The 21,611-nt window shown below is 69.9% G+C and carries 19 protein-coding genes; 12 read left to right on the plus strand and 7 right to left on the minus strand.

The window, feature by feature from the left end; translation table 11 throughout:
• Positions 1 to 79: 79 nt before the first annotated feature.
• On the minus strand, positions 80 to 319 hold the full coding sequence (locus tag DMA15_RS28290; RefSeq protein ID WP_125515556.1) for a hypothetical protein: 240 nt from the start codon (positions 317 to 319) through the stop codon (positions 80 to 82).
• Positions 319 to 651, minus strand: a complete 333-nt coding sequence (locus tag DMA15_RS28295) for a winged helix-turn-helix domain-containing protein (protein WP_125515557.1) — start codon at positions 649 to 651, stop codon at positions 319 to 321. The genes DMA15_RS28290 and DMA15_RS28295 overlap by 1 nt, the downstream gene beginning before the upstream one ends.
• 163 nt (positions 652 to 814) lie before the next feature.
• On the opposite strand from DMA15_RS28295, the gene DMA15_RS28300 reads away from it, so the two are divergent.
• The 8 genes from DMA15_RS28300 to DMA15_RS28335 all read left to right on the plus strand — a co-directional run bounded on the left by DMA15_RS28300 (position 815) and on the right by DMA15_RS28335 (position 11,524).
• Positions 815 to 3,121: an MMPL family transporter gene (locus tag DMA15_RS28300; RefSeq protein ID WP_125515558.1), complete on the plus strand. Its 2,307-nt coding sequence runs from the start codon at positions 815 to 817 to the stop codon at positions 3,119 to 3,121.
• A gap of 60 nt (positions 3,122 to 3,181) precedes the next feature.
• The gene (locus DMA15_RS28305) at positions 3,182 to 5,248 is read left to right on the plus strand and encodes an APC family permease (RefSeq protein WP_125515559.1); all 2,067 of its coding nucleotides are present in this window, start codon (positions 3,182 to 3,184) and stop codon (positions 5,246 to 5,248) included.
• 136 nt (positions 5,249 to 5,384) lie between these two features.
• Complete coding sequence (locus DMA15_RS28310; RefSeq protein WP_125515560.1) at positions 5,385 to 6,728, plus strand: class I SAM-dependent RNA methyltransferase; 1,344 nt, start codon at positions 5,385 to 5,387, stop codon at positions 6,726 to 6,728.
• 273 nt (positions 6,729 to 7,001) lie between these two features.
• Positions 7,002 to 7,385 carry a hypothetical protein gene (locus DMA15_RS28315; RefSeq protein WP_125515561.1) on the plus strand — a complete coding sequence of 128 codons (384 nt, stop codon included), beginning with the start codon at positions 7,002 to 7,004 and terminating at the stop codon, positions 7,383 to 7,385.
• Between the two features lie 320 nt (positions 7,386 to 7,705).
• Positions 7,706 to 8,635 (plus strand): glycosyltransferase family 1 protein, encoded by a 930-nt coding sequence (locus DMA15_RS28320; protein ID WP_346428926.1) that lies wholly within the window; start codon positions 7,706 to 7,708, stop codon positions 8,633 to 8,635.
• Positions 8,626 to 9,684, plus strand: a complete 1,059-nt coding sequence (locus DMA15_RS28325) for a glycosyltransferase (RefSeq protein ID WP_125515563.1) — start codon at positions 8,626 to 8,628, stop codon at positions 9,682 to 9,684. The genes DMA15_RS28320 and DMA15_RS28325 overlap by 10 nt, the downstream gene beginning before the upstream one ends.
• The gene (locus DMA15_RS28330; protein WP_125515564.1) at positions 9,681 to 10,700 is read left to right on the plus strand and encodes a glycosyltransferase; all 1,020 of its coding nucleotides are present in this window, start codon (positions 9,681 to 9,683) and stop codon (positions 10,698 to 10,700) included. The genes DMA15_RS28325 and DMA15_RS28330 overlap by 4 nt, the downstream gene beginning before the upstream one ends.
• On the plus strand, positions 10,685 to 11,524 hold the full coding sequence (locus tag DMA15_RS28335) for a galactosyltransferase-related protein (RefSeq protein WP_125515565.1): 840 nt from the start codon (positions 10,685 to 10,687) through the stop codon (positions 11,522 to 11,524). The genes DMA15_RS28330 and DMA15_RS28335 overlap by 16 nt, the downstream gene beginning before the upstream one ends.
• Here the strand turns inward: DMA15_RS28335 and DMA15_RS28340 are convergent.
• Positions 11,502 to 12,050 carry an isochorismatase family cysteine hydrolase gene (locus DMA15_RS28340; protein ID WP_125515566.1) on the minus strand — a complete coding sequence of 183 codons (549 nt, stop codon included), beginning with the start codon at positions 12,048 to 12,050 and terminating at the stop codon, positions 11,502 to 11,504. The genes DMA15_RS28335 and DMA15_RS28340 overlap by 23 nt on opposite strands.
• 547 nt (positions 12,051 to 12,597) lie before the next feature.
• Here DMA15_RS28340 and DMA15_RS37640 point away from each other — a divergent pair.
• Positions 12,598 to 12,885 carry a hypothetical protein gene (locus tag DMA15_RS37640; protein WP_240659962.1) on the plus strand — a complete coding sequence of 96 codons (288 nt, stop codon included), beginning with the start codon at positions 12,598 to 12,600 and terminating at the stop codon, positions 12,883 to 12,885.
• Between the two features lie 170 nt (positions 12,886 to 13,055).
• Here DMA15_RS37640 and murJ read toward each other — a convergent pair whose 3' ends face one another.
• From murJ to DMA15_RS28360, 3 genes are all read right to left on the minus strand, one after another.
• The gene (gene murJ / locus DMA15_RS28350; RefSeq protein ID WP_125515568.1) at positions 13,056 to 14,966 is read right to left on the minus strand and encodes a murein biosynthesis integral membrane protein MurJ; all 1,911 of its coding nucleotides are present in this window, start codon (positions 14,964 to 14,966) and stop codon (positions 13,056 to 13,058) included.
• A gap of 341 nt (positions 14,967 to 15,307) precedes the next feature.
• Positions 15,308 to 16,042 (minus strand): trypsin-like serine protease, encoded by a 735-nt coding sequence (locus DMA15_RS28355; RefSeq protein WP_125515569.1) that lies wholly within the window; start codon positions 16,040 to 16,042, stop codon positions 15,308 to 15,310.
• A gap of 113 nt (positions 16,043 to 16,155) precedes the next feature.
• The gene (locus DMA15_RS28360) at positions 16,156 to 17,040 is read right to left on the minus strand and encodes an ornithine carbamoyltransferase (RefSeq protein WP_240659963.1); all 885 of its coding nucleotides are present in this window, start codon (positions 17,038 to 17,040) and stop codon (positions 16,156 to 16,158) included.
• A 552-nt stretch (positions 17,041 to 17,592) separates the two neighbouring features.
• Here DMA15_RS28360 and DMA15_RS28365 point away from each other — a divergent pair.
• Positions 17,593 to 18,495 carry a LysR family transcriptional regulator gene (locus tag DMA15_RS28365; protein WP_125515571.1) on the plus strand — a complete coding sequence of 301 codons (903 nt, stop codon included), beginning with the start codon at positions 17,593 to 17,595 and terminating at the stop codon, positions 18,493 to 18,495.
• Between the two features lie 57 nt (positions 18,496 to 18,552).
• Here the strand turns inward: DMA15_RS28365 and DMA15_RS28370 are convergent, their stop codons facing one another.
• Complete coding sequence (locus DMA15_RS28370; RefSeq protein ID WP_240659964.1) at positions 18,553 to 19,236, minus strand: LysE family translocator; 684 nt, start codon at positions 19,234 to 19,236, stop codon at positions 18,553 to 18,555.
• A 360-nt stretch (positions 19,237 to 19,596) separates the two neighbouring features.
• On the opposite strand from DMA15_RS28370, the gene DMA15_RS28375 reads away from it, so the two are divergent.
• Entirely contained in the window at positions 19,597 to 20,523 is a 927-nt protein-coding gene (locus tag DMA15_RS28375; protein WP_125515572.1) for a hydroxyacid dehydrogenase, read from the plus strand.
• Positions 20,524 to 20,622: 99 nt separating this feature from the next.
• Complete coding sequence (sbnA, locus tag DMA15_RS28380; protein WP_125515573.1) at positions 20,623 to 21,609, plus strand: 2,3-diaminopropionate biosynthesis protein SbnA; 987 nt, start codon at positions 20,623 to 20,625, stop codon at positions 21,607 to 21,609.
• Positions 21,610 to 21,611 lie beyond the last annotated feature (2 nt).

Genomic DNA, 21,611 nt, shown 5'->3' on the forward strand with positions numbered 1-21,611 from the left:
TCTCAGACCGGAGCCCAAGCTACACACGCGCGGTCCGTGCGGGGCACCCCTGTGCACGTCCCGGACGGGCGGCCGACGCTCAGTCCACGCTGCGCAGCAGCCCCTCGACGGTCTGCAGCCGGTGGCCCAGCTCGACCAGCTGCAAGCGGGTCGCCTCCTGCTCCGACCTGGCCCGTTCGACCGCCTCGCGGTAGTGCTGCATGGCCTCGGCGTACTGTCGGTCGCGCTCGCGGTTGCGCTGCGACTGGAAGTAGGCGACGGCGACGATCGCGCCGGCGAGTATCAGGAAAAATGCGACCGGGATGATCACGTCGTCCACTAGGGCGTCCCCTTTGCTGAGTGCTGTCCGTCGTCGCCCGTCTGACCCTCGCGGACGGCCGCGGTGATCGTATCCACGTTCAACCGCACGTCGAACGGCGCGAGTTCGAAGTACTTGAGCGCCTTGCCGTCGTCGGAGAGCTCCAGGCGGCCGACGACGAGGCCCGCCTTCTCCATGCGCTCCAGGTGCATATAGAGCAGGGGGCGGGACACCCCGAGCCGCCGGGCCAGTTCGCTGACGTACAGCTGTCCGGAGGCCAGCTCGCCGATGATCCGGATGCGCTGGGCGTGGCCGACCGCCGCGAGAAAAGCCAGCAGCTCCTCGCTGTCCATGGTCCGCCTTCGTGCTGGTCCCCATACCTGTCAGTCAAGGCTTACGTATGACGGGTTCCGCTGTCAATCCGCTTGCCCCCAGTCTCGAATGACAGTTGACGGTTCGTTCCTTCACCTGTCAGTCTCCGCTTACACATGACAGCCAAGAGGCGGGGGAGTGGGAATGAGAAAGCGATCGGTCACGGTGCGCGTGGCCCGTTGGAGCGCGCTGCACCCATGGCGGGCGATCATCGGCTGGCTGGTCTTCGTGGCGCTGTGCCTCGGGGGCGGGATCGCCGCCGGTATGAACAGCGCCACCACGGAGGACTTCCGGGTCGGCGAGGCCGGCCGGGCCGAGGCGTTGGCGAGCGAGGGCGGCATCCCGCTCAGGCCCACGGAGCAGGTGCTGATCCGGGACGGGTCCGGACGGCCGGGGCCGCTGGACGAGGCGAAGGCCGAAGCCGCCGTGCGTGACGTCACCGCCCGCATGAAGGCCCTGCCCGAGGTCGCCTCGGTCGCGGCCCCGGTGCGCTCCGGCGACGGCCGCGTACTGCGGATCCAGGTGGAGCTGAACGGTTCCGAGCAGGACGGCAAGAAGAACGTGGTCCCGCTGCGGGCCCAGACCGAGGAGGCCGCGAAAGCCCACCCCGGGCTGGTGATCGAGGAGACCGGCGACGCCTCCGTCAGCAAGGGCGTCAACGACCAGCGCGGCGATGACCTCGCCTTTTCCGAGGCGATCACGCTGCCCATCACGCTGATCACGCTGGCCGTCGTCTTCGGCTCGGTCGTCATGGTCGGCGTACCGCTGCTGCTCGCGATCACCTCGATCACGGCGACCATGGGCCTGGCGATGCTGGCCTCGCACCTGCTGCCCGACACGGGCGTCGGGATGAGCATGATCCTGCTCATCGGCATGGCCGTCGGCGTCGACTACACGCTCTTCTACCTCAAGCGCGAGCGCGAGGAACGGGCGCGGGCGGGTGGCCGGCTCACCTCCGCGGCGCTCGTCGAGGCCGCCGCCGCGACGGCCGGCCGCGCGATCGTCGTCTCCGGGCTCGCCGTGATCGTCTCCACCACCGCGCTCTTCCTGGCCCGTGACGTCATCTTCGACTCGCTCGCCACCGGCACCATCCTGGTCGTCGCCGTAGCCGTGGTCAGCTCGGTGACGGTACTGCCGGCGCTGCTCGTCGCGCTCGGGCGGCGTACGGAACGCCGTGCGGCCAAGCGCCTGGCGAAGGGCAAGCCGGTGCGCACGTACGGGGAGAAGGGGCCGGGCCGCGTCTGGAACGCCCTGCTGGCCCCCGCCCGCAGGCGGCCCGCCCTCACCCTGTGCCTCTCGGTGCTCGTCATGCTGGGGCTCGCGCTGCCCGCGCTGACCATGAACCTCAAGAACCCCGCGCGGGACAGCTTCTCGCGGGAGATACCGGCGATGAAGGGGTACGACCGGCTGCTCGAAGCCTTTCCCGAGCTGCGGGTCCGGCACCTCGTCGTGGTGCGCGCCGAGGCCTCGCACGCCGCTGAGGTGCGCCGGGCCCTGACGGCGCTGGACCGGGCGGCGCAGGCCGACCCGCTCTTCTCGCGCCCGTCAGGTTCTCCGGTCCTCCGCTCCTCCGAGGACCGGAGGACCACGACCCTGGAGCTGAACGCCCCGCACCCCACGTACTCCAAGAAGGCCGAGGACTCACTCGCCCACCTGCGCGAGACCTACCTGCCCGCCACCGTCGGCAAGCTGCCCGGCGTCGAGACGGCCGTCACGGGCGAGGTCCCGCGCGGCACCGACTACGTGGAGCACCAGAACCAGAAGCTGCCGCTCGTCCTCGGATTCCTCCTCCTGATGACCTTCGCCATGACGGTCCACGCGTTCCGCTCGGTCGTCCTCGGGCTGCTCGGCGTCGGGCTCAACCTGCTCTCCGCGGCCTCCGCGCTCGGACTGCTCGTCCTCGTCTTCCAGGGCACCTGGGCCGAGGGGCTGCTCTCGTTCGTCTCGCTCGGCGGGATCTCCTCGCGCGTACCGCTCTTCCTCTTCGTGATCCTCTTCGGGCTCTCCATGGACTACCAGGTCTTCGTGGTCAGCCGGATCCGCGAGGCCGCCCTGGACGGCGTGCCCACCCGGCAGGCGGTCCTCGACGGCATCGCGTCCTCCGCCAAGGTCGTCACCAGCGCGGCGATCGTCATGGTCACCGTCTTCGCGAGCTTCGTGATGCTGCACATCATGGAGATGAAGCAGATGGGGTTCGTGCTCGCGGCGGCCGTCCTGCTCGACGCGTTCGTGATCCGCGTCATGATCCTTCCGGCCGCGCTGCTCCTGCTCGGCCGCGCCACCTGGTGGCCGTCGGGCGCGATCCGGCGCGCGGAGGCACGGGTCGCGGGGCCGTACGCGAGGCCTTCTGACGGGGTTTCCGGGCGCTGCGCCGAAGGCCGCTCCGCCGGGCACGTGGAGGGGTCCGGCGAAGGGCATGTCGAAGGGGGCAGGGTCGCACAGGGCAGATAACCGGAGCAGATGGGGGTGGTGGGTGGGCGGGCACCCATTCGAACGCTTACGATCCTCTGCGTGTCCAAACTGACCGACGTGCCCAAACGGATCCTCATCGGGCGCGCACTGCGCAGTGACCGGCTCGGAGAGACGCTCCTGCCGAAGCGCATCGCACTCCCCGTATTCGCGTCCGACCCGCTCTCCTCCGTTGCGTACGCACCGGGAGAGGTCCTTCTCGTCCTCTCCATCGCGGGTGTGTCGGCGTACCACTTCAGCCCGTGGATCGCCGTCGCGGTCGTGGTGCTGATGTTCACCGTCGTCGCGTCGTACAGACAGAACGTCCACGCCTATCCGAGCGGTGGTGGCGACTACGAGGTCGCCAACACCAACCTCGGCCCCAAGGCGGGGCTCACCGTCGCGAGCGCCCTGCTCGTCGACTACGTCCTGACCGTGGCCGTGTCGATTTCCTCGGGCATCGAGAACCTCGGCTCGGCGGTGCCCTTCGTCGTCGAGCACAAGGTGCTCTGCGCGGTCGCCGTCATCGTCCTCCTCACGCTGATGAACCTGCGCGGCGTGAAGGAGTCCGGGAAGCTCTTCGCCATCCCGACGTACGTCTTCGTGGCCGGCGTCTTCCTCATGATCGCGTGGGGTGCCTTCCGGGGCATCGTGCTCGACGACACCATGAAGGCGCCCACCGCCGACTACGAGATCAAGCCCGAGCACCAGGGCCTCGCCGGTTTCGCGCTGGTCTTCCTGCTCCTGAGGGCCTTCTCCTCGGGCTGTGCCGCGCTCACCGGCGTCGAGGCGATCAGCAACGGCGTGCCCGCCTTCCGCAAGCCGAAGTCGAAGAACGCCGCGACGACGCTGGCGCTCATGGGCGGCCTGGCCGTCACCATGTTCTGCGGCATCATCGCGCTCGCCATGGTGACCAAGGTCCGCATGGCGGAGTACCCGGGCAAGGACCTCTTCCACAACGGTGTCGCGGTCGGCTCGGACTACGTGCAGAACCCGGTGATCTCCCAGGTCGCCGAGGCCGTCTTCGGCCACGGCAGCCTGCTCTTCATGATCCTGGCCGCCGCCACCGCGCTGGTCCTGTTCCTCGCGGCCAACACCGCGTACAACGGTTTCCCGCTGCTCGGCTCGATCCTCGCGCAGGACCGCTATCTGCCGCGCCAGCTGCACACCCGCGGCGACCGCCTCGCGTTCTCCAACGGCATCGTGCTACTCGCGGGCGCGGCGGCCCTGCTGGTCTTCGTCTACGGCGCCGACTCGACCCGGCTCATCCAGCTCTACATCGTCGGCGTCTTCGTCTCCTTCACGCTCAGCCAGATCGGCATGGTCCGGCACTGGAACCGCCATCTGGCCGCCGAGAAGGACCAGAACAAGCGCCGCCGCATGATCCGCTCCCGCGCGATCAACACCTTCGGTGCCTTCTTCACGGGCCTGGTCCTGGTCGTCGTACTCGTCACCAAGTTCACGCACGGCGCCTGGGTCGCGCTGCTCGGCATGTGCATCTTCTACGTGACGATGACGGCGATCCGCCGCCACTACGACCGCGTGGCCGAGGAGATCGCCGCCCCGGAGACCCCCTCCGACGACAACATGCGCCCCTCCCGCGTCCACTCGATCGTCCTGGTCTCCAAGATCCACCGGCCGACGCTGCGCGCCCTGTCGTACGCGAAGCTGATGCGCTCGCACACCCTGGAGGCGCTCAGCATCAACGTCGACCCGGCGGAGACCAAGGCCCTCAAGGACGAGTGGGAGCGGCGCGGCATCACCGTGCCGCTGAAGGTCCTCGACTCGCCCTACCGCGAGATCACCCGGCCGATCATCGAGTACGTGAAGAACCTGCGCCGCGAGTCACCGCGCGACGTGGTCAGCGTGATCATCCCGGAGTACGTCGTCGGCCACTGGTACGAGCACCTGCTGCACAACCAGAGCGCGCTGCGCCTCAAGGGCCGCCTGCTCTTCACCCCCGGCGTGATGGTGACGTCCGTCCCCTACCAGCTGGACTCCTCCGAGGCCGCGAAGAAGCGGGCCCGCAAGCGGCAGGAGTGGAACGCGCCGGGAGCGGTGCGGCGTGGGCCGGTGGAGAAGCCGAGGCGCACGAAGGAGAAGGAGAAGGAGCCGAGCAAGAAGCTCTGAGCCCCTCAGGTCCCTCTGCGGCGAGGGGTCTGAGCCTCCGGTTCTCTCTCTGTGGCGAGCGGCCGGACGACACCCACGTAGACTGGTGGGCTGTTGTCCGGCTGTTCCCCTTTTTACGTTGTGGAGTCACCCCGCCATGCAGGCAGAACCGAAGAATCCGCAGGCGGGGACCTCCCTGGTCGGCCGGGAGTACGAGGTCGAGATCGGCCCCGTCGCGCACGGCGGCCACTGCATCGCCCGTACCGCCGAGGGCCAGGTGCTCTTCGTGCGGCACGCGCTGCCCGGCGAGAAGGTCGTCGCACGTGTGACCGAGGGCGAGGAGGGCGCGCGCTTCCTCCGGGCCGACGCGGTCACGATCCTCGACCCCTCCAAGGACCGCGTCGAGGCGCCCTGCCCCTACGCGGGCCCCGGCCGCTGCGGCGGCTGCGACTGGCAGCACGCGAAGCCGGGCGCGCAGCGCCGCCTCAAGGGCGAGGTCATCACCGAACAGCTCAAGCGCCTCGCGGGTCTGACCCCCGAGGAGGCGGGCTGGGACGGCACGGTCATGCCGGCCGAGGGCGACAAGCTGCCGCCGGGCGAGGTCCCGTCCTGGCGTACGCGCGTGCAGTACGCGGTGGACGAGGACGGCAACGCCGGCCTGCGCCGCCACCGCTCGCACGAGGTCGAGCCGATCGAGCACTGCATGATCGCCGCGGAGGGCGTCTCCGAACTCGGCATCGAGCAGCGCGACTGGTCCGGCATGGCCTCGATCGAGGCGATCGCGGCGACGGGCTCCCAGGACCGTCAGGTGATCCTCGCCCCGAAGCCGGGCGCGCGCCTGCCGATCGTTCAGCTCGACAAGCCGGTCTCCGTCATGCGGGTGGAGGAGAAGGACGGCGGCATCCACCGCGTCCACGGCCGCCCCTTCGTCCGCGAGCGGGCCGACGGCCGCACCTACCGCGTGGGCAGCGGCGGCTTCTGGCAGATCCACCCGAAGGCCGCCGAGACGCTGATGCTCGCCGTCATGCAGGGCCTGCTGCCCCGCAAGGGCGACACGGCCCTGGACCTGTACTGCGGAGTCGGCCTCTTCGCGGGCGCCCTCGCGGACCGGGTCGGCGAGGCGGGCGCGGTCCTCGGCATCGAATCGGGCAAGCGTGCGGTGGAGGACGCCCGGCACAACCTCGCGGCGTTCGACCGCGTCCGCATCGAACAGGGCAAGGTCGAGGCGGTGCTCCCGCGCACGGGCATCACCGAAGCGGACCTGATCGTCCTGGACCCGCCCCGCGCGGGCGCGGGCAAGCAGACGGTACGCCACCTGGCAGGCCTCGGCGCCCGACGCATCGCCTACGTGGCCTGCGATCCGGCGGCGCTGGCGCGGGACATCGGGTACTTCCGGGACGGGGGGTACAAGGTGCGGTCCCTGCGGGCGTTCGACCTTTTCCCCATGACGCATCATGTGGAGTGTGTGGCGATTCTGGAGCCTGCCGGGAAGGGTGCCTGACCTGCGGTTTTGCCGAGTGCGCGTGATGTGCGACCTGGGCGTTACGGCGATTTCCTGGCGCTGAACTGACGCCCTAGGAGGGCGTCGCAGGTGACGGAGTGTCCGGTGTGGCGCGCCACACCGGCAGCTCACGAGCCGCGCGCTCACCCGCGGGCCGGCGGCCGCTGGGAGCTGACGTTCCGCCGCCCGCGAGGCGAACGGGCGGTAGGCGTGAGGCGTCGTGGTGCTCTTCCGGGTGTCATGGAGAGGCCCGGCCACAAGGAGGGACGCCTCGTGAGCAGCAGGGTCGCCGTGGTCGAGCTGCGCGGGGCCGGTGATGTCGACGCGTTCCTGTCCTCGCGGGACAGGTGCGTCGCCCTCTTCGTCGGCTCTGGCCGGCAGCAGGCGGCTGACGCGGTATTGGCGACCCTTTGTGACTTGGGAGTGCACGCTCGGATCGGCCGGGCCGTGCCGTACGGCGGCGCGGCCGATCGGCGGATCCGGGAGCTCGTCATGCGGATCGCGCACACGGACCGGGCCTGTCTGGTTCTCCTGCGGGGGACGGCCGTGCTCGACGTCCTGCGCAGCACGGATGTCGAAGCACACGGAGCTCAGTGGGCCGCCGCCCAGTTCGCCCTGCGCTTCGTTCCCTGTTTGGCGGACGGACAGGGCCGCTGAGAGTCCCCTCGGCGGGCAGCACCGCGAGGGCGCGGGACCTGCGGTCCGCGACCCGGGCTGTGCCCTGGATGCGAAGTTTGGTGGGGTTCTCCACAATGGGACAGGCAGGCCCCGCCGCCTCCCCTGGCTCTGGAGGACACGTGTCCGATCGACCGTCGCCATCGGCCCACGTGTCACACCAGATTCGCGTTGCCTCGGTGCCCGCGGGGCACGTGTACGTGCGGCACTGCTCGATACCGGAGTCCGACGGCGTCATACGTCTGCGAGACCCCCGGCCCAACGGCGCTCCCAGCACTTCGCAGCGGTGGTGGCCGCCGGTCATGCTGGACCCGGCCTGGGTGGGCGAGCACCACGAGGACTTCGATGTCTTCCATCTGCACTTCGGGTTCGACGCCCAGAGTCCCGCGCAGCTGAGCGCGCTGGCGGAGGCCTTGCGTCGGCACGGCAAGCCATTCGTATACACGGTGCACGACCTGCGTAATCCGCATCAGCCCGACCCGGCGATCCACGACGCGGCCCTGGACGTCCTTGTGCCCGCCGCCGACCGGCTCATCACGCTCACCCCCGGCGCCGCCCGTGTCATCGACGACCGGTGGGGGCCCACAGCCGTCGTTCTGCCGCATCCTCATGTCGTCGAACTGCCACGTCTAGGCCATGCGCGGCCCGACCGCGACCGCTTCCGGATCGGAGTGCACGCCAAGAGCCTGCGCCCCAACATGTCCGTGCTGCCGGTCGTGCGCGTCCTCGCCGAGACGGCGGCCGAACTCCCGGGCGCGGAGCTCCAGGTGAACCTCCACCATGACGTGGCGGACGCCGCCTCCCCGGCACACGCCCCGGCACTCGTGAACGAACTGCGCGACCTCGCCGATCGGGGGCGCCTCACCCTTCACGTGCACGACTACTTCGACGACGACCAGCTCTGGGACTATCTGGCCTCGCTCGACCTGTCCGTACTGCCTTATCTGTTCGGCACCCACTCCGGGTGGCTGGAGGCGTGCCACGACCTGGGCACCGCGGTGGCCGCACCGGACTGCGGTTTCTACGCGCAGCAGCGACCGTGTCTCACGTACGGGCACACCCAGGACGGCGGTCTGGACGAGGAGTCGCTGCGCAAGGCGGTGCTCACCGCCTTCGACGAGCGGCCCGCGCCCCGGGCGACGGTGCGCGGGCGTGCGCAGGAGCGGGCCGACATCGCCGCCGCGCACTACGCCCTCTACGACGACGTGCTGCGGGAGGCGTCGTGCGGGTAGTCCTGATCGCGTCCGCGCGCTTTCCCATCACCGAGCCGTTCGCCGGGGGTCTCGAAGCGCACACCTGGGGACTCGCCCGGGCGCTGACCCGTCGCGGCCACCAAGTGGAACTGTTCGCGGCGCCCGGATCCGACCCGGCCCTCGGCGCACGCGAACTGCCCGTGCGCAGAGCGGAGTTCAGCTCATCCGCGTGTGCGGACGCCAGCATGCCGGGCCTTGACTGGATGGAGGAGCACCACGCCTATCTCGGGCTGATGCTGGACCTGGCGCAGGGCGGCGCGCACCGGTTCGACGTCGTCCACAACAACAGCCTGCACTACCTGCCGATCGCGATGGCCCCGGCGCTGAAGATGCCCGTGATCACGACACTGCACACGCCGCCGACGCCCTGGCTGGAGTCCGCCATCCAGGCCCGGGACGCCTGCCCCGTGGTCTTCACCGCTGTCAGCGAGTTCACGGCGTCGGCCTGGCGCCCCAGCGTGCCCCGGGCCCGCGTGGTGCGCAACGGCATCGACACGGACTTCTGGCAGCCGGGGCCGGGGGGCACCGGCCTGGTGTGGTCAGGGCGGCTGGTTCCGGAGAAGGGGCCGCATCTGGCGGTCCGTGCTGCTCGGGCGGCGGGGATTCCGCTGCGGCTCGCGGGACCGATCTCCGACGAGCGGTACTTCGAGGAAGAAGTGGCACCCCTGCTGGGGGAGGGCGCCCAGTACGTGGGCCACCTCGACCGACGCGGCCTCGTCGAGTGGCTGGGAGGCGCGGCCGCCGCCCTGGTCACGCCGGGCTGGGACGAGCCGTACGGCCTGGTGGTCGCCGAGGCGTTGGCCTGCGGCACCCCGGTGTGCGGCTTCGATCGCGGCGCACTCGCCGAAATCCTCACCCCCGACTGCGGTCTGCTCGCTCCCGACGGGGACGTGGAAGCCCTGGCCGAACTCATCCCACGGGCCATGGAACTGGACCGCGCAGCGGCGCGGCGCCGGGCCGAGGAATTCTGTTCGCTCGACCGTACCGCCGACGCCTACACCGCCCTGTACGAGGAGGTGGCGGGGTGATCGGCTACTACGTCCACCACCAGGGGCTCGGGCATCTGCACCGTGCCCAGTGCATCGCGGCCCACCTACCGCGTCCCGTCACCATCCTCTCCTCGCTGCCTCGGCCCGCCGCCTGGTCGGGTCCCTGGGTCGGGCTGCCGGCGGACGCGGCGTCGAACCCGCTCGACCCGACGGCCCGGGGACGCCTGCACTGGGTACCCCTTCACCATCCGGGGCACCGCGAACGCATGGGCGCCATCGCCGACTGGATCCGGCGCGAGAGACCCGAACTGTTCGTCAGCGATGTGTCGGTGGAGGCCGCCGCCCTGGCGCGGCTCATGGGAATTCCGGTCGTCGTCGCGGCCATGCGCGGCGACCGGCAGGACGAGGCCCACCGCCTTGGCTACGACCTGGCGGACGCCCTCCTGGCCCCGTGGCCCGAGTCTCTGCCCGAACCGGGATGGCCCGCCCACTGGCTCGCCAAGACCCTGCACACAGGGAGCATCTCGCGTTACGACGGCCGACCCCGGCCCGCGCCCCACGGCCCCGGCTCTCCCCCTGGCAAGGAGGTGGTGGTGATGCTCGGAGCCGGTGGCAACGATCTCGACGCCGGGCGGTTGCGGGAGGCGCAGCGGGCCACCCCCGAGTGGTCGTGGACCGTCCTGGGCGGTCCTGACGGTTGCTGGGTCGAAGAGCCGTGGCCAGTGCTCTGCCGGGCTCGGGTCGTCGTCACCCACGCGGGGCAGAACGCCATCGCGGAATGCGCGGCCGCCAGAGTCCCCGCCATCGTCATCCCCCAGGACCGACCCCACGGCGAGCAGCACGCCACGGCGCGGGCGTTGCACGCGTCGGGTCTGGCGACCGTGGTCGACACCTGGCCGCACCCAGGGGTCTGGTCCGGCCTGCTGGAGGAAGCCGCCGGACGGCCGGACCGCTGGGCCCAGTGGTCACCGGGCGACGGCGCACGGCGCGCCGCGCGGCTGCTCACCCGCCTGTCGACCCGCACATCCCGGCGAGACTCATGCGCACTGCGGTGATCACCCTCGCGGCGGGTCGGCACAGCCATCTGCTCCTCCAGCAGGACGGCTTGGCGTCCGGCACCTGCCGCCCTGACCACTACGTGGTCGTGTCCATGGCCGACCCGGACATCCCCCGCCACACCGCCGGCCGCGACCCCGTGGCGGATGTGGCCGGCCTGGAGCTGATCGAGGGGCGTCTGCCGCTGGCCGCCGCCCGCAACGCCGGAGCCGCACGTGCCCTCGCGGCCGGCGCGGAGCTGCTGGTCTTCCTGGACGTGGACTGTGTGCCAGGCCCCACGCTTGTGCAGCGTTACGCGCAAGCCGCCGCGGACGGCGCCCTGTTGTGCGGAACCGTCGCCTACCTTCCACCGCCGCCACCCCACGGCTACCGGCTGCACGATCTGGACACCCTGGCTACGCCACATCCCGCCCGCCCGGCCCCCGCCGACGGGCACATCGAGCGCGCCGGAGACCCCCGTCTGTTCTGGTCACTGTCCTTCGCCCTCACCGCGGCCACCTGGGAGCGAGTCGGCGGGTTCTGCGAGTCCTACACCGGTTACGGTGCCGAGGACACCGACTTCGCCGCCCGTGCCACCTCACTGGGTGTCGATCTGTGGTGGGTAGGCGGTGCGCCGGCATACCACCAGTACCATTCGACGCACACGCCGCCCGTCCAGCACCTGGACGACATCCTCCGCAACGGCTCGCTGTACAAGGCCCGTTGGGGCAGCTGGCCCATGCAGGGGTGGCTGCGCGCGTTCGAAGAGCGGGGTCTGGTGGCGTACGACGCGGCGACGGACGACTGGCGCAAGACCGACGTCAGTGAGCCGGGCCGAAGGTGATGGCGTCGATGGAACACGTCTTCGCGGACATGTTGCGTTGCATCATCCGCAAAGCCGCGTCCGCGAGGTCGGCGTCGATGTGCGCGACCGCTTCGGGGGGCACGACGACGTCGAAGTGCCTGATGTGGGCGTCCAGCGCCGAGTACAGCACGCACTGTTCCGTGACCTGCCCGCACAGGACGAGCTGCTCGACGCCCAGGTCGCCCAGGAGGTAGGCGAGCGGCGTTTCGTAGAAGATCGAATGACGGGCCTTGACGACGAAGAGCGAATCCTCGTCCGGGGAGACCGGCTCGACGAGCTCCCCGTGACGCCCGGCAAGCGCGGCCTCCAGAAGTTCTCCGTGGTGTGAGCGCCACTGCCCGAAGTTGTCATTCACGTAGATCACAGGTGTTCCGCTTCCGCGGGCACGCGTGAGCAGATGGGCGATGTGGGGCAGCGCTTTGCGGACGGAAGGCACGAGCGCCTCGGCATCCTCGTGCTCGTACGTATTGATCATGTCGATCACGACGACGGCTGTCTGCGGCATACGCGTCAGTCTCCCTTCTCATGGTTCCCCCCGCCCGGCGCGGGGGCTCGGGCCCGTCCGCGCGTCGCTCTAGTACCCACCGAACCGATAATGGCCCGGATCGCGGTGGATCACCTCCCCGGGAGCGACCAGCGCCGCAGGCGGGGAAGGGCGCCCGACCGCCCCGCAGGCCGCCTCGGGGACTCGCGGATGATCGGACAAGTGCCCGCCCGATAGGCTTCTGATGGACGCGGCCCGGCCTGGGGCCGCAACTCGCGTGGGAGACAATCAACCGATGGCCAGCCGGATACCTTCCTGGGCAAGTGTGTCAGGTCTTACCGTGTCAGCATTGGCTGTGGTTGCGGTACTCGCGGTTCAAGCCGAGGGGTCGACTCCTGGGCCTACCGCGAAAAAGGAACCCTCGGCGAGTTCGAGCACACCAGGCCCCAGCGGCGAGAAGCGCGACAAGGCTGAAGCGCTGCCGAAGGAATCGGGTACGGGCAAGCGAGTCGTGTATTCCCTCCGTCAAGACCGAATATGGCTGGTCGACGGGAGCGGGGACGAGCGTGTGGAAACCTACACGGTGTGGCCCGGGTCGGTGGACCCGAATGTGGGTGAGCACAAGGTGACGGGTCTGCGGAATGCCACCGTGGGCAGCGATGGGGTCCAGGTCGTCAGGGTCGTCTATTTCTCCGGTTCCGGGGGTACGTCGGCTGCCTTTTCCGCCGCGCGGGACGGGGCATCGCCTGAACCCGCGACCCGGAAGAAGACCGGAGCCATCCGCCTTGGCTCCGACGCCTCCAAAAGCCTGTGGGGCTTCGCGAAAGTCGGTACCAGCGTAGTCGTGGTGCGCTGACAGCAGGAGCGCCCCTCCCGCCTGGTGCCGAGCCCAGGGAGAGGTGCGCCGACTTTGCTGCCTGAGAAGGCGGTTGTTATTGCGGCAGCGATAACGATGGTTGACTCGAAAGATCAAAAAGGCAATGAGGAATGGAGAGGGCGTAACCGAGTCGGGCGCTCGGTATCCGGTCAGCGGCCGAAGCGGGCGCGGACCATGCCCAGCATCCCGTTCAGTTCGTCGACCTTCAGACGTAGGGCGACGGCGACGTAGATGACGAGCAGGATGAGGCCGCCCGCCACCAGCGCCGCGGCGGAGCCCAGGGCCCCCGTGCCGAGGGCTCCGATGACGAGGAAGGCGACCGTGCCGCCCGCGAGGGCGGCCGGGATCGAGGCGGTGATGAGGCGTGCGTAAGTGCGTGCCACGCGTGCCCCGTCCAGGTCGCCGCCCAGCCGGGTGCGCAGGCGGCGCCAGGCCACCCCGACGCCGACGGCGAAAGCGAGCCCGTACGAGGCGGCCATGCCGATGACGGCCCAGCGTGCGGGCAGCACGACGAAGGCGGCGCCCGCCCCGGCCGCGTTCACCAGCGCCACGACGACGGTGTTGTAGAAGGGGGTGCGGGTGTCCTCGAAGGCGTAGAAGCCCCGCAGCACCACGTACTGCACGGAGTAGGGGATGAGACCGAGGCCGAAGGCCATCAGGATGTACCCGATGTTCCGCGCACCGCTGCCCGCGGTCGCGTACAACAGTGTGGCGATGGGCACGCCGAGCGCCAAGAAGGCGAAGGCGCAGGGGACGACCGCGACGGCGGAGGTGCGCAGTCCGTAGGAGATGTCGTCGCGAACGGCGCCGGTGTCCCCGTCGTTGGCGGCGCGGGCGATCCGTGGCAGCACCGCCGTCATGACGGAGACGGTGATGATCGCCTGCGGCATCTGCCACAGCTGCAGGGCGAAGTTGTACGCGGTGACGCCAGTTCCGGGATGCCCCTGCTTCTCGGCGATCGGTCCGACCCACGTGGCGAGTTGCGTGACCACGATCAGGCCCAGCTGGTTGGCGAGGACGAACAGGAGGGTCCACTTGGCGAGTCCGAGCGCCCTGCCGAGCCCGTGTCCCCGCCAGTCGAAGCGGAGCCTGAGCCGAACCCCTGTCTTGCGGACGTACGGCACCATCGCGAAGGCCTGTAGCACCAGGCCCAGTAGCGTGCCGATGCCCAACAGCCGTACGCCCTGCGGCGTGATGGAGTGCGCACTGACCCCGGAATGGGAGAACGTACCGAACGCCCAGATGAATCCGCCGAAGGAGGCGATGATCAGGACGTTGTTGAGGACGGGCGTCCACATCATGGCACCGAAGCGGCCGCGGGCGTTGAGGATCTGTCCGAGCACGACGTGCGCGCCCATGAAGAACATGGTCGGCAGGCAGTAGCGCGCGAAGGCGATCGCCAGGTCGAGCCGTTCGGGGTCGTCCCGCAGCGACGGCGACATCATCTGGACGAGGAGCGGAGCGGCGAGCACCGATATGACGGTGAGGACGCCGAGCAGGACGAGGACGAGCGTCATGAGCCGGTTGGCGTACGCCTCGCCGCCGTCCTCGTCGTCCTTCATCGCCCGCACCAGTTGGGGGATGAAGACGGAGTTCAGTGCGCCGCCGCAGACCAGCACGTAGATCATCGTCGGCAGGACGTTGGCGACCTGGTAGGTGTCGTTCAGTGTGCCGACGCCGATGGCCGCGGCCATCACGAGCGTGCGCAGGAAGCCGGTCAGCCGGGACACGATCGTGCCGGCCGCCATCAGCGCGCTGGACTTCAGCAGGCCCGAGGTGCGGCTGCTCGGCGTGCTCGCCGGCTTCGCGTCGGGGGCGGTCGGGGGAGCGGCAGTCATCACGGCAGTGACGCCCGCCTGGTCCTCGAACACGCCGCGGAAGGGGTCGCTCCGCGCATCGGCCGAGCTGCCGTGCACGGCCCCTCGGGCAGCGGACCGGCCCGGCTTCAGCGCGCCGAGGTCCATGGTGGCGTGGGGGTCCTGAAGGTGACCGTCCCGCCAGCCGTCCTGCCCGTTCCACCGGTCGTCGGAGTTCGGACCCTGGTCACGGCTGTGCGGCATGTTCACCGTCGCGCACCTCGTTCTCCTCACCGTCGGTGGTCCGGCCCTCGTCCGACGGCCCTGCGTCGACAGTCGGCGTGCAGGCCTGCCACCACCGCCGACCTGGCACGAGGCGAAAGCCTAGTTGATCTTCATGAGGCCTCCTCGCGGCCCTCGGTTCCGGCCGCCCCGGCGGTCGTCGAGGACGCGTCGCAGCGCTGCTGTGAGGCGAAGTTCGGAGTCGGAGGCCGACTCCGAACAGGCGGTGCAGCGCATGTGCACCAGACTCTCGTTGATCCTCGCGAGGACCACGGCGGTGGCTGCTGTCCTCGGCCGCGCGGGGCACGACGGTCTCTTCCCCGCTACCGCCGGATGACCGAGCGGATCCAGGAGAGCTGCTGGGAGACCTCCCCGGCCTCCGCGCTCTTCTCCCGGTCCGAGCCGTTGAAGACGCCGATGAGGGTTTCGGTGCCGCGCGGGCCGACGGTCATCACCGGGCCCCCGGAGTCGCCTCCCGCGGGAATCCCGGACACCTTCTTCATGCAGAAGTCGGGGCCGCCCGGTGCGGTGTGACCCGCGCACAGGGGGTCGTTCGGCCGTACGACCTTCAGGTCCGACTGCTTGAGGACGGGGGACTGGCAGGCGCTCTCGTCCGTGGTGCAGGTGGCGCCCCACCCGTACTGACGCACGGCCTGGCCGCGGTGGACGCCGACCGTGGACAGGCGCGCCGTGCGGACGTTCATCGGCGGGACCTTGACGAGCATCATGTCGGCGTGCGCGCTGCCGACGCGTTTGCCGGGTATGGGGCGGACCTTGGTGCCCCTGCGCATGTCCAGATTGCCCACCCGGAAGGAGATCCGCTTGTCGGCGACCGGCCGTGCCTGCTCGTAGAAGCAGTGTGAGGCGGTGAGGATCCACTGGCGGGCGACTGCCGTCCCGGTGCACGCCGGTTTGCCGTCCACGAGCATGCGTACCGCCCACGGGCCGTAGGTGCTCTTTGACCCGCCGATCACAGCCGAGGCCGGAGCGGACGACATCACCGAACCCATGACCAGCGCCAGGGCGGTCAGCAGTAGTACACGAACGCGACGCACCATCAGGAACGACTCCTCTCAGGGGAATACAGCTGTACAGGTAGTGAGAGACCCCGCTGAGCGAAAACGTTCCACGTGAGCCCTATGGCACTTCGCGGCGGCGACCACCTCCGAGGTCAGCTCTGCTGAGCGGCCCACTCCAGCGTGGACATCGCGCTGGTCAGCTTCATCCTGGCCTGCTTCCAGGCCAGGGACCGGTCACCGTCGAGCACGCTGCCCGAGACCTCCTCGCCGCGGTGGGCGGGCAGATCGTGCAGGAACCAGGCGTGCGGCCAGCGCGCCATGAGGGCGTCGTCCACGGAGAAGGGAAGGAACTTCTCGCGCCAGTCCGGATCCGGCTTGGTCGTGCCCGTGGTCTGCCACCGGGTGGTGTAGACGAAGTCGAATTCGGCGTCGTCCGGTATCGCGTCCATGGAGTGGACCTCGGTCAGCGTGGTGTGCTGGGTCGCCGCGCGCTTCGCCGCCGACTCCATGGTGGCGGCCGGTACGCCGTAGCCCTCCGGGGTGGCGAAGGTGACGTGGCAGCCCGCGAAGTGGGAGATCCCCTCCGCCAGGGCGGAGGCCGTGTTGTTCCCCTCGCCCACGTACAGGATGCGGACCCCGTCGATCTCTCCCCGGGCCATCTTGACGGTGGCGAGGTCGCAGATTCCCTGGGTGGGGTGCTCCTCGGTCGCCATCGCGTTGATGACCGGCAGACCGCCGTGGCGGGACATGGCGCGCAGATCGTCCAGCGGGCCCGCGGTCCTGGCGACCAGGAGATCCAGCATGCAGCCGAGCATGCGTCCGGTGTCGGCGATGGACTCGCCGGTGTTCGTCTGGAGGTCGTTCGGGCCGTACGTCACCGGGGACCCGCCCAGCCGGATGCACCCCACGGTGAACGCCGTACGGGTACGCGTGGACGACTTGGCGAAGAGGATTCCCACGGCCTTGCCACGCAGTGGATGGTCGTGATCGTCAAGGTTCTGATAGAGATCGGCCGAGCGCTGGACAAGCCGGTGCACACTGCTTCGGCTCAGGTCTCCGAGAGAGAGGACCCCTCGTTCCGGAGAGACGGGAGGAGAACCCCCAAGGGACTTCATCATCAGCATTCTGACTTTCCGTTCAGACGGGTCGACCATGCGCCCGGTCTTTATGAACACAACGTTGCTGTACGGGATCTGATGAGGGACCACATTGCGACGGACCGGGCTCCGCCTGGCTGCGCGGACAACACGGTTCCGTCGACGCCACAGGGCTCTTGATACTCATAGGAGGGTCAGCCCGAGGGGCGGTCCCACCAGGCCTCTTCCGCGCCGCCAGCGAGGATCGGTGACGATGCCGACGCCCGTCGCCGGCGCCTGTTGTCGCCCCTGCGAGAGGGCGCCGCGCGGCACAAGAGTCGTATCGGTAACGGGAGTTATGGCAAGTACGCCCGCGACCAAGGCGAACGAGGGTGCAGCGTACATCGGTTCACTCACGTCACTCACTCTGACTGATCCACGCCCCCCGGTACAGCGATAGATCCTTCACCTCATTGGTTAGCCGTACTGTCGAATCGGCTAGAGTTCGGTGGCATGCTCGACCTGCAAAAGTTACGCGTATTACGAGAACTGAAGCACCGCGGCACCCTCGCCGCAGTAGCCCGCGCCCTGTCCTATACGCCTTCCGCCATATCCCAGCAGCTTTCCATGCTGGAGGCAGAGGTAGGCGCCCCCTTGCGCGAACAGTCGGGACGAGGTGTCCGGTTGACCGCGCAGGCCGAGATACTCGTCGCCCACACGGAGATCGTGCTGGAGCAACTGGAGCGCGCCGAGGCCGAGTTGGCGGCCTCGATGGAGGAGATCGCCGGAACCGTCCGGCTGGCCTGCTTCCAGACCGCCGCGCTGGCCGTCCTGCCCGCCGCCCTCGCCCAATTGCAGCGCACGCATCCACGGCTGCGGGTGGAGACCACCCAGGTCGAACCCGAGCACGCGTTGCCCAAGCTCATGACCCGCGACTTCGACCTCGTCGTCGCCGAGGAGTACCCCTACGACGCCGAGGCGCGCCAGCCCAATCTGGAACGCCGCGAACTGTGCGTCGGCTCCATGCGCCTGGCCCTGCCCCCGCCCGCGGTCGCGGTGAGCGACCGCGCGGCGCTGCGGAGGGCGGCCGCGCTGCCGTGGATCATGGAGCCGGTCGGCACGGCGGCCCGCCGCTGGGCCATGGCCCTCTGCCGTGAGGCCGGATTCGAGCCGGACGTGCGCTTCGAGACCACGGACGTCAACGCCCATCTGCGCTGTGTGCAGCAGGGACACGCCGTCGCCCTCCTGCCCGACCTGCTGTGGCAGGGCAAGCCGCCGACCCTGAACCTCTACGACCTGCCCCAGGGCTGGGGGTACCGGCGCATCGTCACCGCCGTACGCAAGGGAGGCGGCCAGCAGCCCGCGATCCGCCTCTGCCATGAGGCACTCGAAGCCGCCTTGCCCGGCCCTCGGTAGACCGCCGGCGCCGCGCCCGGCCCACGGCGGACTACCGGCGCCCCGCCCCGCCCGCCCTCAGTCGCTCAGCGCCAGCCGCACGCCGAAACCCACGACGACCGTGCCGGTGACGCGGTCCAGGGCACGTCGTGCGGCCGGGCGCCGCAGCCAGTCGCGCAGCGCCAGGGCGAAGACGATCAGCACGGCCGACCAGACCAGGCCGAGCAGGATGTGCACACAGGTCAGCAGCAGCCCCGCGGTCAGGTGCGCCGCGTCCGCGGGGATGAACTGGGGCAGCACGGCGACGTAGAAGACCCCGATCTTGGGGTTGAGGAAGTTGGTGACCGCGCCCTGGCGCCAGCCGCCGCACACACCGTCCTTGCCGGACTCGGGCTCCATCTCGGCGAGTTCCCCGTCAGGCGTGCGGCGCCAGGTGCGCCAGAGCATGCTCGCCCCCATCCACACCAGGTACGCGACACCGGCCCAGCGCAGCGTCTCGTACGCCACCTGGGACGCGGTCAGCAGGGCGCTCACGCCGAGAGAGCTCAGCGCCCCCCACATCAGCGTGCCGGTCTGGATCCCGAGGACCACACCCCACGCCCGGCGCCGCAGACCAAGCCCGGCGGTACGGAGGATGAGGGCGGCGTCGAGGCCGGGAGTGACCGTGAGCAAGCCCACGACCAGGGCGAATGACCACAGCGCCCCGCCCATCGAGGCCGTCGGCGGAGCGGTCCCGGCAAGCGATACGAGCGAAGGTTCCATCTCGGACTCCCCACAGTCGGTGCGTCACGGGCGGTACGTCCATTCCCGGCAGCCGCCGCGGCGACGGACGGCGGCGTGAGCATATCCACCGGAACCGGCGGGCGGGCCGTACCGGCAACCGGTGCGCGGGACCCGATCGGGGACCAGGTCTGTACCTTTCACGAGGCCCCCCGGGACGCACACAAATTTGTTGATCTTGTGGCGACGGGGGGCGGCTGTTAATTTTCTCCGCGTCGCCCGGCGAACCCATCCCTGTGCCGCTCACCCGCACGGATCGCCGGCCATCTTCCTGAACGGAAGCGTCGCCCCGCGGACATCCGCCAGCCGCCCTCCCCTCCTCCATCCCCAAGGAGATCCCCCATGTCCAGACCCGTCGTGGTGGTGAGCGATCCGCTCCCCGAAGCCACCCTCGCCGAGTTACGCCCGCACTGTGAGTTACGCCTCGTGGACGGCCGGGACCGGGCGGATCTGCTCGCCTCGATCGTGGACGCCGTGGCCCTGATCGTCCGCAGCGGGACCCAGGTGGACCAGGAGGTCCTGGCGCAGGCCCCCTCGCTGAAGATCGTGGCGCGTGCCGGGGTCGGCCTGGACAACGTGGACGTCGCATACGCGCGTGCCGCGGGCGTCGCGGTCGTCAACGCGCCCGACTCCAACACCGTCAGCGTCGCGGAGTTCACCGTCGGACTGGTGATCGCCTCCCTGCGCCACCTCTGTGCCGCCGCCCAGCACGTCAGCGAGGGGGAGTGGCGCCGGTCCGCCTTCATGGGCAGTGAGCTGGCCGGGCGGACCCTGGGAATCCTCGGCCTCGGCCGGGTGGGCCGCCAAGTGGCCCGTCGCCTCACGGCGTTCGAGATGCACGTCATCGCCTACGACCCACACGTCAGCGCGGCCGAAGCCGCCGAGGCCGGCGCTGAACTGGTCACCTTCGACACATTGCTGACGACCAGTGACGTCCTGACGATCCACCTCCCCAAGAGCGCGGCGACGACCGGCCTGCTCGGCGAGAGCGAACTCGCTCGCGTCAAGCCCTCCCTCTGCCTGGTGAACACCGCCCGCGGAGGCATCGTGGACGAGGACGCGCTGGCCGCGGCGCTCAAGGACGGCCGCATCGCCTGCGCCGCGCTGGACGTCTTCACCGAGGAGCCGCCCCGGGCATCGCCGCTCCTCCACCTGCCCAACGTCCTCGCCACCCCGCATCTGGGTGCCGGTACGGACAGCGCTCAGCTGCGCGCGGGCCGGTCAGCCGTGCACAGCGTCCTCAGGGTGCTGGAGGAGGCCGGCGCGTAGCCGGGCTCCGACACCCTCCCGCGTCAGCTCCGCGGAGCACGCCACCTCCCGGTCCGACCGCACCACCATCACGTCGCACTGCGCGACATCGGGGAAACGATGATCATTCACCATGCTCACAAGGTCGTCACCGACGACGTGTTCCTGATGCTCGACGGCTTCCTGCCGGACAGTGAAGTCTTCTTGAAACTCGAAGGATTGAACCCCGCCGGTTCCATCAAGCTCAAGGCCGCCGTGGGCATGGTCGAGGACGCCGAACGGCATGGCAGGCTCGGCCCCGGTTCCCGGCTGATCGAGTCGTCCTCGGGGAGTCTGGGGATCGCGCTGGCGATCGTCGCCGCGGGGAGGGGTTACTCCTTCACCTGTGTGACCGACCCGAACGTCTCCCCCCAGAGTCTCGCGGCCATCAAGGCGCTGGGCGCCCACGTCGTCCAGGTCGAGAAGAGGGACGCGAACGGCGGGTACCTCGGCACCCGCATCGCGTACATCCGGGAGCGGCTCGCCGAGGACTCCGGACTGGTCTGGCTCAACCAGTACGCGAACCCCGCCAACCCCAGCACCCATGCGCGTACGACGGCCTCTTCGGTTCTGCGCAACATAGGCCGGGTCGACCAGCTCTTCGTCGGCGCGGGTACCACCGGAACCTTGATGGGGTGCGTCAGCCACTTCCGCGCCCACTCGCCGCACACGAAGATCACCGCCGTCGACGCTGTCGGCTCCGTCACCTTCGGGGGCCGTCCGCAGCCCCGGCGCATACCCGGTCTCGGCACCAGCCGCACGCCCGAACTCTGCGTCCCCGAATCGGTCGACGAGGTGATCCATGTGGCCGAGCCCGACGCCGTCCGCATGTGCCGGCGGATCGCACGGGAGCGCGGACTGCTGACCGGCGGCTCGACCGGGTCCGTGCTCGCCGCGCTGGCACAGGCCGCGCCGTTCATCCCCAGCGGTTCCCGGGTGGTGGCGCTCTCTCCCGACATGGGGGAGCGCTATCTGCAGACGATCTACCACGACGACTGGGTGCACGAGACCTTCGGCCGCCACGTCCTGGAACCCCTCGACCTCGACCACTTGACCGTACCCGCCTGAGA

The sequence above is a fragment of the Streptomyces sp. WAC 01529 genome (assembly GCF_003945545.1).
GTDB classification, from domain to species: Bacteria; Actinomycetota; Actinomycetes; order Streptomycetales; family Streptomycetaceae; genus Streptomyces; species Streptomyces anatolicus.

What these genes read in the sequence shown, in the direction of transcription:
- DMA15_RS28295 (WP_125515557.1), bottom strand. Translation starts at nt 651, where the DNA reads ATGGACAGCGAGGAGCTGCTGGCTTTTCTCGCGGCGGTCGGCCACGCC.
- DMA15_RS28300 (WP_125515558.1), top strand. Translation starts at nt 815, where the DNA reads ATGAGAAAGCGATCGGTCACGGTGCGCGTGGCCCGTTGGAGCGCGCTG.
- DMA15_RS28310 (WP_125515560.1), top strand. Translation starts at nt 5,385, where the DNA reads ATGCAGGCAGAACCGAAGAATCCGCAGGCGGGGACCTCCCTGGTCGGC.
- DMA15_RS28320 (WP_346428926.1), top strand. Translation starts at nt 7,706, where the DNA reads ATGCTGGACCCGGCCTGGGTGGGCGAGCACCACGAGGACTTCGATGTC.
- DMA15_RS28335 (WP_125515565.1), top strand. Translation starts at nt 10,685, where the DNA reads ATGCGCACTGCGGTGATCACCCTCGCGGCGGGTCGGCACAGCCATCTG.
- DMA15_RS28340 (WP_125515566.1), bottom strand. Translation starts at nt 12,050, where the DNA reads ATGCCGCAGACAGCCGTCGTCGTGATCGACATGATCAATACGTACGAG.
- murJ (WP_125515568.1), bottom strand. Translation starts at nt 14,966, where the DNA reads ATGCCGCACAGCCGTGACCAGGGTCCGAACTCCGACGACCGGTGGAAC.
- DMA15_RS28355 (WP_125515569.1), bottom strand. Translation starts at nt 16,042, where the DNA reads ATGGTGCGTCGCGTTCGTGTACTACTGCTGACCGCCCTGGCGCTGGTC.
- DMA15_RS28365 (WP_125515571.1), top strand. Translation starts at nt 17,593, where the DNA reads ATGCTCGACCTGCAAAAGTTACGCGTATTACGAGAACTGAAGCACCGC.
- DMA15_RS28370 (WP_240659964.1), bottom strand. Translation starts at nt 19,236, where the DNA reads ATGGAACCTTCGCTCGTATCGCTTGCCGGGACCGCTCCGCCGACGGCC.
- DMA15_RS28375 (WP_125515572.1), top strand. Translation starts at nt 19,597, where the DNA reads ATGTCCAGACCCGTCGTGGTGGTGAGCGATCCGCTCCCCGAAGCCACC.
- sbnA (WP_125515573.1), top strand. Translation starts at nt 20,623, where the DNA reads ATGATCATTCACCATGCTCACAAGGTCGTCACCGACGACGTGTTCCTG.